We start from the raw sequence: 13,084 nt of genomic DNA on the forward strand, positions 1-13,084 counted from the left end.
ACTCAGGCCTTGCCCGTGCCCAGGACCTCCAGGGCGTAGGCGAGGTCCTCGGGGTATTCGCTGGTCACCGTGACGCGTTCCCCTGTGCGCGGGTGGTCAAAGCCCAGTTCACGCGCGTGCAGCCACTGCCGGGTGAGCCCGAGCGTGGCGGCGAGCCGGGGGTCGGCCCCGTAGGTGAGGTCGCCGGCACACGGGTGGCGGAGCGCTGCGAAGTGGACCCGGATCTGGTGGGTCCTGCCTGTCTCCAGGTGTACTTCCACCAGGGTGGCTTTGCCGAAGGCCTCAAGGACCTCGTAATGCGTCACCGACGGCCGGCCGTCTTCGATGACGGCGAAGCGCCAGTCGTGGCCGGGGTGGCGGCCGATCGGGGCGTCGATGGTGCCCTGCAGGGGGTCCGGCAGGCCCTGGACCACGGCGTGGTAGACCTTGTCCACGGTGCGTTCCTTGAACGCCCGCTTGAGGGCCGTGTAGGCGGGTTCTGTCTTGGCCACCACCATGACCCCGGAGGTTCCGACGTCGAGCCGGTGCACGATGCCGGCACGTTCCGTGGCACCGGAGGTGGAGATCCGGTAGCCCGCACCGGCGAGGCCGCCGACGACGGTGGGTCCCACCCAGCCCGGAGACGGGTGCGCCGCGACGCCCACCGGTTTGTCGACCACCACAAAGTCGTCGTCATCCAGCAGGATCTTCAGGCCTTCCACAACTTCCTCCACGACTTCAAGGGGATCCCGGCGCTCGGGGACGGTCACATGCAGCACGGCGCCGGACGCGAGCCTGGCGGATTTGCCCACCGGCTTGCCGCCGCTGACCACGTTGCCTTCGGCGATCAGCGTTGCCGCGGACGAACGGGACATGCCCATCAGCTTGGCCAGGCCGGCGTCCACGCGGGTCCCGTCCAGTTCCTCGGGCACCACCACCCGCTCAGACATCGTCGCCGCCCTCCCGCTTTTCGACGCTGTGGTGTGACCCGTCGAGGGCGATCCCGCGCAGGGTCAGCAGGCAGATGATCACCACGGATGACACGACGGCGGAGTCGGCGATGTTGAAAATCGCAAAGTTGGGCAGCTGGATGAAGTCCACCACGTGCCCCATTCCGAACGACGGTTCCCGGAACAGCCGGTCCGTCAGGTTCCCCAGCGCGCCGCCGAACAGCAGTCCCAGCGCCAGCGCCCACCACGCAGATCCGAGCTTGCGCAGCTGGAACAGAATGGCGGCGGCCACCACCACCATGATGATCGAGAACACCCAGGTCACGTTCTCCCCGATGGAGAAGGCAGCACCGGAGTTCCGGATGTAGTACCAGTGGAGCAGCGGGGGCAGCACGGGAATCCGTTCGCCCTCCACCATGGTGCTGGTGACCCACAGCTTGGTGAGCTGGTCGAAGACGTAGGCGAAGACTGCCAGCCCGGCGAACAGGGACAGCAGGACGGCGCGCCGTGGCCGCGGTGATGATGAAGCTGGGTGCGCTGCGTCAGCGGCAAGGTCGTCAGTCATGGTGCTTTCATTCGGGAACGCTCGTTAATGGCAAAAGCCGGTGGCCGAGGAATCCTCAGCCACCGGCCTTCAGAATACGTGCTAAACGGCGGCGCTGCTGCTTTCGCCAACCTCGGGGGCGGCAACGGAACCGCGGGCGTCCAGGTCGCGCAGCTGGCCCTCGATGTAGGCCTTCAGGCGTGAGCGGTAGTCGCGCTCGAAGCCGCGCAGCTGCTCCACCTTGCGCTCGAGGACGGAGCGCTGCTGCTCCAGGGCACCGAGGATCTTGCGGGACTTCTCCTGCGCGTCGTTGACCAGGCTGCTGGCTTCGATCTGTGCTTCAGCGATGATCTTGTCGCGCTGCTGCTGGCCCTCTGCCACGTGGCGGTCGTGCATCTGCTGGGCCATGGCCAGCAGGCCGGCAGCCGACTCGGAGACGTTGCTGCTGGTGACGGCGGGTGCCTGGGCTGCGACGGGAGCAGCCTGCTCGGCTTCCTTCTTCTTGGCAGCTTCGGCCGCCTTGGCCTCGGCTTCGGCCTTCGCGCGAGCCTCGTCCTTTTCGGACTTGGACGGTGCGGGGACCTTCTCGACGACAGGGGCGACGGCGGAGGTGGCAGCCGGCGATCCGGAGCCGCCTTCGGCGAGCTTCTTGCGAAGTTCTTCGTTCTCCTGGTTCAGGCGCCGCAGTTCGACGACGATCTCGTCCAGGAAGTCGTCAACTTCGTCCTGGTCATAGCCTTCGCGGAACTTGGTCGGCTGAAAGCGCTTGTTGACAACGTCTTCTGGCGTCAAAGCCATCTGGTCACCTCGTTGGTCTAGTTCGTCAGGAGGCCTTCCGGCCGTCAAAACTACGGTACCTAAATTTGGTCTGGTTCCTCTAATTCAACACCGTGGCGTCGAACAAAAGGTCTTCTGCGCCCGGGGATCCCTGCGGACCGTCCTTGCGCGGCAAGCTGATATGAAGTTATGCAAATGACTTGGTGATCGCCATGGCAATGCTCAGGCCGATGAACAGCACCAGGAAACCGAGATCCAGCGAGACGCCCCCCAGCCGCAGCGGCGGGATGAGGCGCCGCAGAACCTTCAGCGGCGGATCGGTTACCGAGTAGACCGCATGAGCCGCCACCAATGCTACCCCGCGGGGACGCCATTCCCGCGCGAACATCTGAACCCAGTCGTAGACAAGGCGGACAATCAAAGCGACGAAAATGAACAGCAGGACGATATAGACGAGCCCGAATAGTATTCCCATGAGCTAACCCATTGTCTCCATGTTCATCGCGGGCACTTCGGTGCCCTGGGATTCCTGCCGGTTTTTGCTGCTCCCCTATTTCAGCACGGATGCCAGGCAGGTGCGTCCCTGCCTGGCATCCGGAGAGCCGTTTTTTAGCTTTGGTTGAAGAAACTGGCGGTGGCGTCGCTGGCTTTCTTGTCATCTCCGATGACTTCAACGTACGACGGCGACAGCAGGAAGACCTTGTTGGTCACGCGCTCAATGCTGCCGCGCAGACCGAAGACCAGGCCGGCGGAAAAGTCGACGAGCCGCTTGGCGTCAGCCTCCCCCATGTCCGTCACGTTCATGATGACGGGGATACCGTCACGGAAGCTTTCGCCGATGAGCTTGGCGTCGTTGTAGGAGCGCGGGTGGATCGTGGTGATCTGCCGCAGTCCGGTGGTCTCTTCGCGGCTTGATGCCGCACGCTTGATGGGTGTCACGGGTGCGCGGTATTCCTCTTCGGCAGCTGGTGGCACTTCACGGGTGACCTCGCGGAGCGGCGCCGGCGCGCGGCGCTCTTCACGGTCATGCTCCATTGAGTTGTCCTCGTCCTTTTGCTGGGTGGAAAGCTCAGACTCGTAGTGTTCATCGCCGTCGGCGAGCCCAAGATAGATCATTGTCTTGCGCAGAGCGCCAGCCATGGTCGACTCCTAATCGTGTCCGGAAGCGGGCCGCCCAAAGGTCAAGACAGCATTGGAATCCCCGCCATTCACTTCCAATACGACAGACGCTACCCCACGGCCGGGCGCGAACCGAGAATATCTGAGCCAATTCGGAGGTGTGTCGCACCGAATCGGACAGCTGATTCGAGGTCCTGGCTCATGCCGGCGGAAATCCCCGTGGCGCCGGGGAAGTCGCGCTGCAGGCCGGTCGAAATGCCCAGCAGTTTTTCAAAGGCCCTGTCGGGATCCGCCCCGAGCGGCGCCACCGCCATGACACCCGCCAGGCGAAGGCCGTCCGCAGCTTCGAGCTGTTGGGCCAGCTGCGGCACCTCATCGGGTGCCGCACCCCCGCGGTGGGCTCCGGCGTCGTCGTCCAGGCTTACTTGGATGAAACAGTCGAGGTCGGCCCGGCCGTTCAGCTCCCGCTGGGCGGCCATGGCCCGTTCGAGTGCCGTCACGAGCTGGGCGCGGTCCACCGAGTGAACGGCAGACGCGTACCGGACCACCGTCTTGGACTTCTTGCTTTGCAGCTGTCCCACAAAATGCCAGGTCAGGTCCAGGGCCTGGAGCTCCTCGGCTTTCGCGGACGCTTCCTGGTCCCGGTTCTCCCCGAAGTCCCTGACACCAAGTGCTGCGAGCCGGCGGACATCCTCGGCGGGGTGGAACTTGCTGATCACTATCAGGCGTGGCGGGTTCCCTTCCCGGCCGGCTGCCGCGGCCGCACGGCCGATGCGCTGCCGGACGGCGTCCAGGCGCTCCTGCAGCTGCACTGTCCGGGCATCCCCCGGTTCCTGGCTGTCAGTCATGAGTCCACACCAGTCCGGCGAATCGGCCGGACCGGGAGTCGCGGCGGTAGGAGAACAGGGACTCGTTTTCAAGCGTGCAGGGTCCCCGGTATTCGACCGGGACACCGAGGGTCTCGAGCTGGCCAACGGCACCGGCGGGCAGGTCGAGCGCCGGTGTTCCCCAGGATGTGGTGGACCAGGTGGAAGGCAGGACGGCTGCGACCTCGTCGCGGAGTTCGGCGGGCACCTCGTAGCAGTTCCCGCAGACGGAAGGGCCGAGCCAGGCCCGGATCTCCGTGGCGCCGGAGGACCGCATTTCCTCCACCGCGGCCGGAATGACTCCGGAGAACAGGCCGGGACGCCCGGCATGAACGGCGGCCAGCACGGGACCGGAAGCCCCGGAACCGACCAGGACCAGCGGGATGCAGTCCGCCACCATCACCGCAAGCGGCTTGCCGAGGGACACCAGCGCGTCCGCCGTCGGAGCCTGCGGGGCAAGTTCGGTTACTGCGCCGGATTCAACAACAGCGCCGGATTCAACAGCAGTGCCAGATTCAACAACAGCGCCTGATTCAGCAGCAGTCCCGGATTCAACAACGAGGGACACGTCGTTGCCGTGGACCTGGTTCATGTACTGGAACCTGCGCGGCGCGACGCCGGCGGCGTGCTCCAGCCGGGCCCTGCGGCGCTGCACCGCGCCGGGATCGTCGCCCACGTGCAGGGCAAGGTTGCCGGCATTCGTGTCGGTGAACGCCACGGACACGCCAGGCTGCACTTCAGCACGCCACAAAAACAATCGAAACTCCGGCACTCAGGGTCAGGAAACGGGACGGCGGCCGGGCGGGTTGTCCTCCCGGCTGCCTCCTGCTTCAGGGAATCAGGCTACTTCGGGAAATCGGGCTACTTCAGGAAGTCCGGGACATCCAGGTCGTCGGCCCGGCTGCCGGTGAGGTCGGGCTCAACCACCGAAGGAAGGTCGACGTCGAAACCCGAGTCAGCGGGAACGGCGGTGGGGCGCTGCTGTCCCCAGCTGCTCAGACCTGAGGCCCCAACGCCGGCGTGCACGGGCTGGACGTGGACCTGCTGGCTGCCCGCGGACGGCTGGCTCTGCGGGGCGGCCGCCGGCACGGCGGGGCGCCGCGGCGCAGCCTGCGGCTGCGACTGGTCCATGGACGGCGAGGTGGCCTTGACGTCGTCGAAGCCGGCCGCGATGACGGTGACGCGGGCTTCATCGCCGAGGGCGTCGTCGATAACAGCACCGAAGATGATGTTCGCCTCGGGGTGGGCGACTTCCTGCACAAGGCGCGCGGCTTCGTTGATCTCGAACAGGCCAAGGTCGGATCCGCCCTGGATGGACAGCAGGACACCGTGGGCGCCGTCGATGCTGGCTTCCAGCAGCGGGGAGGCGATGGCGAGCTCGGCTGCCTTGACCGCGCGGTCCTCGCCGCGGGCGGACCCGATGCCCATCAGGGCCGAGCCTGCGCCCTGCATGACGGATTTCACGTCGGCGAAGTCGAGGTTGATCAGGCCCGGCGTGGTGATGAGGTCCGTGATGCCCTGGACACCGGACAGCAGGACCTGGTCAGCGGAGCGGAAGGCGTCCAGGACGGAGACGTTCCGGTCGCTGATGGAGAGCAGGCGGTCGTTCGGGATCACGATCAGCGTGTCGACCTCGTCGCGGAGGGCGTCGATGCCAGCCTCGGCGGAGCCTGCGCGGCGCCGTCCTTCGAAGGTGAACGGACGCGTGACAACACCGATGGTCAGGGCGCCAAGGGAGCGCGCAATGCGGGCAACGACCGGGGCGCCGCCGGTTCCGGTGCCGCCGCCTTCACCTGCGGTCACGAAGACCATGTCGGCACCGCGGAGAACTTCCTCGATCTCGTCGGCGTGGTCCTCGGCAGCCTGCTTGCCGACCTCCGGGTTGGCCCCGGCACCCAGCCCGCGCGTCAGTTCGCGTCCGACGTCGAGCTTAACGTCGGCATCACTCATCAGCAGCGCCTGGGCATCGGTGTTAATAGCTATGAATTCGACACCGCGGAGACCCACCTCGATCATGCGGTTGACTGCGTTCACGCCACCGCCGCCGATGCCGACGACCTTGATGACGGCCAAGTAATTCTGCGGAGCTGCCACGTTACGTGTCCCTTGTTAGTGTCCTATTGCGAAAACTGATGGAGTCGAGCTTGAAGCCCTGAACCTTAACCTTCCAGTTGAAGGTTATAGTTATGTCAAGTAACTCACGTCTGTGACGCTATTTCCTATGCTGGCTACATTCAATAACCGCCACCGCGTGTCGTCCTAATCCCCGTGAAATACAGCGGCTCACCGCGTCACCGGATGACGCGGCGCGCTCACATCGTAGGTGTTGACCGGGTTGGCGGGATCGGCAGGCACCTTGAGCAGCGCCTCCAGCACCCGCGCCTTGAGTTCCTTCTCCCCCGCGTTGCCCCAGACGACGGTCTGGCCGTCCAGCAGCTTCAGTTCCACCGCGTCCACGGACTTGGCGGACGCGTTGGAGAGCTTGGCGAGCACGTTGGCCGGAAGCGCGCCGAGAACCTCCGCCGTGGCCTGGAACAGGTCCTTGCCGATGGTGCCCGCGCCGCCGTCAATAACCGGCAGCTTCACGGAGGTGGGGTCGGCCGTGGTGCCAAGCTTCACGCCGTCGACGTCCACGAGCAGGTACTCGTTGCCCCGCTTGACGAGGGCAACGGGGACGCGTTCCTGGACGTGCACCACCAGGACGGACGGCGGGTGGGCCTGGGTGGTGACCGATTTGATCTGGACCAGCGGCTTCAGCAGCGAGTCGACCTCGGAGTCGCTGACCTGCGGCAGCGGCGTGCCCAGCAGCGGCTTGAGCGCCGCCTGCACCTGGGCCGGCTTGAGCAGCTTCGTGCCGGTGACGCTGACGCTGTGCACAGCCAGCACCGGCGAGTAGATGGCAGCGGCTATGAGCGCTGCCATGAGGGCAACCGTGATGCACGCGGCCACGATGATGTTGCGCCTGATCCGCCGGCCCCGCGGTTCGGGAAAGGCCAGCACATTGTCCGGTGACGTCCTGTCCGGTGATGTCCCGTCCGGCGATGCGGCACCGGCCGCTGCGGCGCCAGGCTTCGTGGCGTCCTGGCTTTTCAGCCGCGCCCAGGGCGCCTTGGCCGGTTTCGGCTGCATCTTCGCCTTGGGTGTCTTGTCCTTCGGCGCGCCGCTCTGCGCCTTGCCGCCCTGCGCCTTGATGCCCTGCGCCTTCTCCTGGGCAGCACTCTCCGGGATGCCCTTGGAGGCGGTGATCACGGCGGGCTTGCCGCCGTCGGACCCGCCAGCCCGGACAGCACCAGCATCCCGGGCAGCGCCGGCGTCCCGGCCGGCGTCGGTCTCCCGAACAGGGGGCTTTGCCGGACGGTAGGTGGGGCGGCGGGTGCTAGCCACCGAGGAACTCCACGATCAGAGGCCCGTAGGCGGTGACGTCCCCGGCGCCGGCAGTGAGGATGATGTCCCCCGGCTGCGCGGCTGCGGCCAGGGCCGCTACGGCCTCGTCTCCGGCGCCGACCAGGCGGCCGCCAGGACCGAGGTGCCCGGTGATGAGCGCGCTGGTGACGCCCGGGATGGGATCCTCACGGGCGGGGTAGATATCGAGCACCAGCGCAGTGTCGGCTGCGTTGAGCGCGTCGGCGAACTCTGCGGCAAACTCCCGGGTCCGGGAGAACAGGTGGGGCTGGAACAGGACGTGCACCTTGTGCTCGCCGGCCACGGACCGGGCCGCAGCCAGGGCTGCCCGCACCTCCGTGGGGTGGTGGGCGTAGTCGTCGTAGACCCGCACACCCCGGCCCTCTCCCTTGTATTCGAACCGCCGGGATGCACCCGAGAAGCCCGCCAGGGCGGAGGCCGCGGCCTGGGCATCCACGCCAAGTTCAAGCGCCACCGCCATAGCGGCGGCAGCGTTCAGCGCGTTGTGCCGGCCGGGGACCTGCAGTGCCAGCGGGAACCGGCCGCCCGCCGTCGTGATGGCCACCCTGCCGGGTCCGCCGTCGTCGAGCCGGAGGTCGGCGGCCTCGGAGGTGCCGTACAGGACAACGCGGGCGTTGCCCCGCTCGCGGGTGCGCAGCGCCAGCGCGTGCGCGCCGGGGTCGTCCGCGCAGGCCACCAGCACGCCGTCCGCGGGCAGCAGTGCCGTGAACCGGTCGAAGGATTCGTAGACGGCTTCGGCCGTGCCGTAGTGGTCTAGGTGGTCGGGTTCCACGTTGGTGACGACGGCGATCTGCGGCCGGTAGTTCAGGAACGAACCGTCCGATTCATCCGCCTCGGCGACGAACACCTGGGAGCTGCCGTTTGCCGCGTTGACGCCGAGCGCCGGAACATTGGCCCCGATCGCGAACGACGGGTCCAGGCCTGCGCCCTGCAGCAGCACGGTGATCATGGAGGTTGTGGTGGACTTGCCGTGGGTGCCGGCGACGGTCACCACGAGGTCGTTGCCCATGGTGGCGGCGAGGGCTTCGGAGCGGTGCAGCACGGGCAGGCCGGCGGCACGTGCGGCCTCGAGTTCCGGGTTGTCGGCGCGGATGGCCGATCCTGCCACGACGGTCTGGGCGTCACCCAGGTTGGCGGCCTCGTAGCCCACGCAGACCCGGGCGCCGGCGGCGGCGAGCTCCGCCATGACCGGGAGGTCCTTCGCGTCCGTTCCGCTGACGGGGATCCCGCGCGCCACCATGATCCTGGCGACGGCGGACATGCCCACGCCGCCGATTCCGATGAAGTGCACGCGGCCCAGGGCTTCCTGGCTGGCTGCTGCGTTGGTGGTCATTTGGATACCGCTTCCAGTACGAGGTCGGCCATGAGCTGGTCGGCATTTCGGATGCCAAGGTTCTCCGCGTTCGCCGCCATCGCGGCGAGCCGCGAACGGTCGGTCAGCAGCGGGATGAGGCTGGTGCGGACCCATTCGGGGGTGAAGTCCCGGTCCGCCACCAGCAGGGCGCCGCCGGCCGCCACAAGTCCGCGCGCGTTCAGTGCCTGCTCGCCGTTGCCGATCGGCAGGGGCACGAAGACCGCGGGAACACCGACGGCGGCCACCTCGCTTACGGTGGCCGCGCCGGAACGGGCGAGCAGGAGGTCGGCGGCGGCGTAGACGGTCTCCATGCCGTCCACATACTCAAGCTGACGGTAGCCGTCGGCGCTCAGCACGTTGCCGTCGGAATCCTCCACGGACTTGCCGCGGCCGGTGATGTGGATGGTCTGGACGCCGGCCCGGGACAGCGCGTCGAGCGAGGCAGCCACGGTGCGGTTAATGCTCTGCGCCCCGGACGAGCCTCCGGTGACAATGAGCACCGGCTTCTCCGGCTGCAGCTCCAGGCTCCGGAGGGCACCGTTCCGCGCCGTCGCCCTGACCATGGCCGAGACTTCGCGGCGCATGGGCATGCCCACGTGGCGGGCGTTTCGCAGCGGGGTGCCGGCGAAGGCCACGGCCACGTGCCGGCTCAGCCGCGCCCCCACCCGGTTGGCCAGGCCCGGCCGGGTGTTGGCTTCGTGGATGACGATGGGGATCTTCCGCCGCCAGGCAGCGAGGTACATGGGCGTGCAGACGTAGCCGCCCACGCCCACCAGGACGTCCGCGCCGGCGTCGTCGAGGATGCGCCCTGCCTGCCGCACCGCGCCGGCGAGGCGTCCGGGAAGGCGGAGCAGGTCTGCGGAGGGCTTGCGCGGGAACGGGACACGGTCGATGGTGGCCAGTTCCAGCCCGGCGGCCGGGACCAGCCTGGTTTCCATGCCGGCGGCCGTTCCGACCGCGAGCAGCCGGGCGTCGGGGCGGGCATCGCGGATGGCAGCCGCGATCGCCAGCAGCGGGTTGATATGGCCTGCTGTTCCGCCGCCGGCAAGGACCACGGACAAGGACTCGGATTTCATCAGGTGCTGGTTACGCTTTCGTACGGGATTTCTTGCGCCCGGGCAGCCGCCACGGGCCGAGCAGTTTACGGGGCCGGATGTTGGGCGCCATCTGTTCGCGGGCCAGTGACAACACTACGCCGATCGCGCAGAGCGACATCAGCAGCGCCGAGCCGCCGTAGGAAATGAACGGCAGCGGAACGCCGATCACCGGCATCAGGCCGGTGACCACGGCCATGTTGACCGTTGCCTGCCCCAGCAGCCACACCATGATGGTTCCGGCAAGGACCCGGTGGAACAGGTCCTCCTGTGCCACCACTACGCGGTAGATGGCGGCGCCCAGGATGGCGAACAGGATGAGTACGACGACGGTTCCCACCAGGCCGAGTTCCTCACCGATGATGGCGAAAATGAAGTCGTTGTGGGCTTCCGGGATCCAGCTGTACTTTTGCCGGCTTTGCCCGAGCCCGACGCCGAACCATCCGCCCGACGCCAGCCCGTAGAGGCCGTTGGTGGACTGGTAGTTGGCGTCGATGCCGTCGCCGCAGCTCTGGCCGGTCCACCAGGAGGTGATGCGGCAGACCCGGTTGGAGCTGGTCATGGCCATGAACGCTATGACGGCCCCCAGGCCCACGGCCGCGAACCCGAACAGGTAAAGACGCACCCCGGCGAAGAAGAGGGCGGCGGCCGTGATGAGCATGATGAGCATGCCGGTGCCGAGGTCGTTTCCGACCAGGACGAGCCCGATGATCCCGCCGGCGATGGGCACCACCGGGACCACGGCGTGTCCCCACTGGTGCAGCAGGGACGCCTTCTTCGCCAGGACCGTGGCCATCCACAGGGCCAGCGCCAGCTTGGCCGCCTCGGACGGCTGCAGGGTGAAGAACCCGCCGATGTCGATCCAGTTCTTGTTGCCGTTGACGCTGGTGCCGATGACCAGGACGAGCCCCAGCAGGGCATAGGCAACGATGATGCCCGGCCACGCGAGCCTTTTCAGCCACACGACATTGATCCGGGACAGCATGAACATGCCAAAGGTGCCGATTCCGGCGAACAGTCCCTGTTTGAGCGCCGCGGTGTAGGGCGACTCGCCCGCCGCGATGGCCTCAACGCTGGACGCCGAGAGCACCATCATGATGCCGATGGCGGTCAGGGCCAGCGTGGTGCCGAGGATGAGGTAGTAGGTGGAGCCGTTGCGCGACTTGCCGTTGCCCTCGAGGGCGGACCAGAAGCGACGGTACCACCGACGCAGCCGGCCGCCCGCGGGAATCCTGGCGGCCGGAATCCTGGCGGCGGGAGTATTTGGTGCAGCACCCGGTCCGGTCTTCTCCCCCGCCCGCTGCCGGGCGGCCGCGGGACGTGTGGGTGTGCTGACCATACTTACTCCTTGCCGGTCCGGGCCTCCCCTTCCACGAGCTCGCGGACCGCTGCAATGAATGCGTCGCCACGGTGAGCATAGGAAGAGAACTGATCCATGGATGCAGCAGCCGGGGCCATCAGCACAGTGTCACCCGAGGCGGCGAGCTGTGCCGCCGATGCGACGGCCCGTGCCATCACTGCCTCCCCGGTTTCGGCTGAACCCGGTGCGGCGTCATGTCCGGTTCCGGCTGACTGCACAATTTCAGTGTGGCCTGCCGCCTGCCTGATGACGGGGACATCCGGCGCGTGTCGCTGGAGGGACTCTTCCAGTGATGCCGTGTCCTTGCCGATCAGCACCACAGCCTTCAGGCGGCGGGCATGGTCACGGACCAGGTCGTCGTAGCTGACGCCCTTGGACAGGCCGCCGGCGATCCAGACCACCGGGTCAAAGGCTGCCAGGGAGGCGGAGGCTGCGTGCGGGTTGGTGGCTTTGGAGTCGTTGATCCAGAGAACGCCGTGCTGTTTGGCGACCGGCTGGATGCGGTGGCTGCCGGGGATGTACGCCTGCAGCCCTTCGCGCACGTGCTCCGGGCTGACGCCGTAGGCACGGACCAGACCTGCGGCGGCCAGGGCGTTGGCCACCATGTGGCGGGGCGCCACCGGTCCGAGGTCGGACATGGACGCCAGTTCCGCGGCGCTGTCCTTCCGTTCGGCGATGAAGGCACGGTCCACGAGCAGGCCCTCCACCACGCCGAGCATGCTGATGGCCGGCGTGAGGGTGGTGAAGGCCACGGCGCGGCAGCCCTCCACCACGTCCGCGTCCTCCACCATGCGTTCGGTTTCGATCTGCTCGTCGTTGTAGATGCAGGCCTTCTGCGTGTGTTCGTAGATCTTGGCCTTGTCGGCGAGGTAGGACTCGTAGGAGCCGTGCCAGTCCACGTGGTCCTCGGCAACATTGAGGCACACGCTGGCAACGGCCGAGACGGAGTCGGACCAGTGCAGCTGGAAGCTGGAGAGCTCGACGGCGAAGACGTCGTACTCCACCGGGTCACGGAGGGCATCGAGGATGGGCCTGCCCACATTGCCTACCGCGATCGCCTTCAGCCCGGCGGCCCGCAGCATGGACTCGGTCAGGCCGACCGTCGTCGTTTTGCCGTTCGTGCCGGTGATGGTGAGCCAGTCGGCCGTTTTGCGGCCCTCGCGGACACGCAGGCGCCAGGCGAGTTCCACGTCGCCCCAGACCGGGATGTGGGCGCGGGCGGCAGCCGCGAGCAGGGCCTGGTCGGGCCGCCAGCCGGGTGAGGTGACCACGAGGTCCGGCTTCACGCCGTCGATCTTTGGCAGCGTCCGGACGGCATCCTCCCCCAGGAGGACGTCCACAGCGCCCACGATCCGCAGCGTGTCCGCCTTGGCCTGCGCCGTTTCCGAGGTGGCTCCGTCGACCACCACCACGCGGGCGCCGAGTTCGATCAGGGTGTCCGCGGCGGCGAAGCCCGAGACGCCGATCCCGGTGACCACGACGCGCAGCCCGGCCCAGTCGGAATCCCAACTGACCAGGTCTTTGAGCCTGGCCGGACCGGTTGCAGCCGGGCCAGTTGCGGCCGGACCGGTTGCAGCCGGGCCGGTTGCGGCCGGACCGGTAGCTTCGTTCTGCGATT

The 13,084-nt window shown here is 67.4% G+C and carries 13 protein-coding genes; all 13 read right to left on the reverse strand.

Annotation, left to right across the window (positions count from 1 at the left end; genetic code table 11):
* Positions 1 to 2: 2 nt before the first annotated feature.
* Complete coding sequence (locus tag R5O87_RS05180; RefSeq protein WP_410556723.1) at positions 3 to 929, reverse strand: RluA family pseudouridine synthase; 927 nt, start codon at positions 927 to 929, stop codon at positions 3 to 5.
* A complete protein-coding gene (lspA, locus tag R5O87_RS05185) occupies positions 922 to 1,494 on the reverse strand; it encodes a signal peptidase II (protein WP_410556724.1) in 573 nt (190 codons plus the stop codon). Before lspA ends, R5O87_RS05180 begins: the two co-directional genes overlap by 8 nt.
* Positions 1,495 to 1,575: 81 nt before the next feature.
* Positions 1,576 to 2,271: a DivIVA domain-containing protein gene (locus R5O87_RS05190; protein WP_331573491.1), complete on the reverse strand. Its 696-nt coding sequence runs from the start codon at positions 2,269 to 2,271 to the stop codon at positions 1,576 to 1,578.
* Between the two features lie 166 nt (positions 2,272 to 2,437).
* Positions 2,438 to 2,725 carry a YggT family protein gene (locus tag R5O87_RS05195; protein WP_003801741.1) on the reverse strand — a complete coding sequence of 96 codons (288 nt, stop codon included), beginning with the start codon at positions 2,723 to 2,725 and terminating at the stop codon, positions 2,438 to 2,440.
* Positions 2,726 to 2,859: 134 nt separating this feature from the next.
* Positions 2,860 to 3,390 carry a cell division protein SepF gene (locus R5O87_RS05200; RefSeq protein ID WP_387100849.1) on the reverse strand — a complete coding sequence of 177 codons (531 nt, stop codon included), beginning with the start codon at positions 3,388 to 3,390 and terminating at the stop codon, positions 2,860 to 2,862.
* Positions 3,391 to 3,479: 89 nt separating this feature from the next.
* The gene (locus R5O87_RS05205; RefSeq protein WP_410556725.1) at positions 3,480 to 4,217 is read right to left on the reverse strand and encodes a YggS family pyridoxal phosphate-dependent enzyme; all 738 of its coding nucleotides are present in this window, start codon (positions 4,215 to 4,217) and stop codon (positions 3,480 to 3,482) included.
* A complete protein-coding gene (locus R5O87_RS05210) occupies positions 4,210 to 4,992 on the reverse strand; it encodes a purine nucleoside phosphorylase YfiH/LACC1 family protein (protein WP_410556726.1) in 783 nt (260 codons plus the stop codon). Before R5O87_RS05210 ends, R5O87_RS05205 begins: the two co-directional genes overlap by 8 nt.
* A 104-nt stretch (positions 4,993 to 5,096) precedes the next feature.
* Positions 5,097 to 6,329 carry a cell division protein FtsZ gene (ftsZ, locus tag R5O87_RS05215; RefSeq protein ID WP_410556727.1) on the reverse strand — a complete coding sequence of 411 codons (1,233 nt, stop codon included), beginning with the start codon at positions 6,327 to 6,329 and terminating at the stop codon, positions 5,097 to 5,099.
* A gap of 189 nt (positions 6,330 to 6,518) precedes the next feature.
* A complete protein-coding gene (locus tag R5O87_RS05220; protein ID WP_410556728.1) occupies positions 6,519 to 7,619 on the reverse strand; it encodes a cell division protein FtsQ/DivIB in 1,101 nt (366 codons plus the stop codon).
* Complete coding sequence (murC, locus tag R5O87_RS05225) at positions 7,612 to 8,991, reverse strand: UDP-N-acetylmuramate--L-alanine ligase (RefSeq protein WP_410556729.1); 1,380 nt, start codon at positions 8,989 to 8,991, stop codon at positions 7,612 to 7,614. The genes R5O87_RS05220 and murC overlap by 8 nt, the downstream gene beginning before the upstream one ends.
* A complete protein-coding gene (gene murG / locus R5O87_RS05230) occupies positions 8,988 to 10,088 on the reverse strand; it encodes an undecaprenyldiphospho-muramoylpentapeptide beta-N-acetylglucosaminyltransferase (RefSeq protein WP_410556730.1) in 1,101 nt (366 codons plus the stop codon). Before murG ends, murC begins: the two co-directional genes overlap by 4 nt.
* Before the next feature lie 10 nt (positions 10,089 to 10,098).
* The gene (gene ftsW / locus R5O87_RS05235; protein ID WP_410556731.1) at positions 10,099 to 11,445 is read right to left on the reverse strand and encodes a putative lipid II flippase FtsW; all 1,347 of its coding nucleotides are present in this window, start codon (positions 11,443 to 11,445) and stop codon (positions 10,099 to 10,101) included.
* Between the two features lie 2 nt (positions 11,446 to 11,447).
* Positions 11,448 to 12,983, reverse strand: a complete 1,536-nt coding sequence (gene murD, locus R5O87_RS05240) for a UDP-N-acetylmuramoyl-L-alanine--D-glutamate ligase (RefSeq protein ID WP_410556790.1) — start codon at positions 12,981 to 12,983, stop codon at positions 11,448 to 11,450.
* Positions 12,984 to 13,084 lie beyond the last annotated feature (101 nt).

Origin of the sequence: Arthrobacter globiformis, from assembly GCF_046536215.2 — a bacterium.
Classification (GTDB): Bacteria; Actinomycetota; Actinomycetes; order Actinomycetales; family Micrococcaceae; genus Arthrobacter; species Arthrobacter globiformis_E.

Excerpts from the sequence above, each read along its gene's own strand:
- R5O87_RS05180 (WP_410556723.1), bottom strand. The coding sequence starts at position 929 with ATGTCTGAGCGGGTGGTGGTGCCCGAGGAACTGGACGGGACCCGCGTG.
- lspA (WP_410556724.1), bottom strand. The coding sequence starts at position 1,494 with ATGACTGACGACCTTGCCGCTGACGCAGCGCACCCAGCTTCATCATCA.
- R5O87_RS05190 (WP_331573491.1), bottom strand. The coding sequence starts at position 2,271 with ATGGCTTTGACGCCAGAAGACGTTGTCAACAAGCGCTTTCAGCCGACC.
- R5O87_RS05195 (WP_003801741.1), bottom strand. The coding sequence starts at position 2,725 with ATGGGAATACTATTCGGGCTCGTCTATATCGTCCTGCTGTTCATTTTC.
- R5O87_RS05200 (WP_387100849.1), bottom strand. The coding sequence starts at position 3,390 with ATGGCTGGCGCTCTGCGCAAGACAATGATCTATCTTGGGCTCGCCGAC.
- R5O87_RS05205 (WP_410556725.1), bottom strand. The coding sequence starts at position 4,217 with ATGACTGACAGCCAGGAACCGGGGGATGCCCGGACAGTGCAGCTGCAG.
- murC (WP_410556729.1), bottom strand. The coding sequence starts at position 8,991 with ATGACCACCAACGCAGCAGCCAGCCAGGAAGCCCTGGGCCGCGTGCAC.
- murG (WP_410556730.1), bottom strand. The coding sequence starts at position 10,088 with ATGAAATCCGAGTCCTTGTCCGTGGTCCTTGCCGGCGGCGGAACAGCA.
- ftsW (WP_410556731.1), bottom strand. The coding sequence starts at position 11,445 with ATGGTCAGCACACCCACACGTCCCGCGGCCGCCCGGCAGCGGGCGGGG.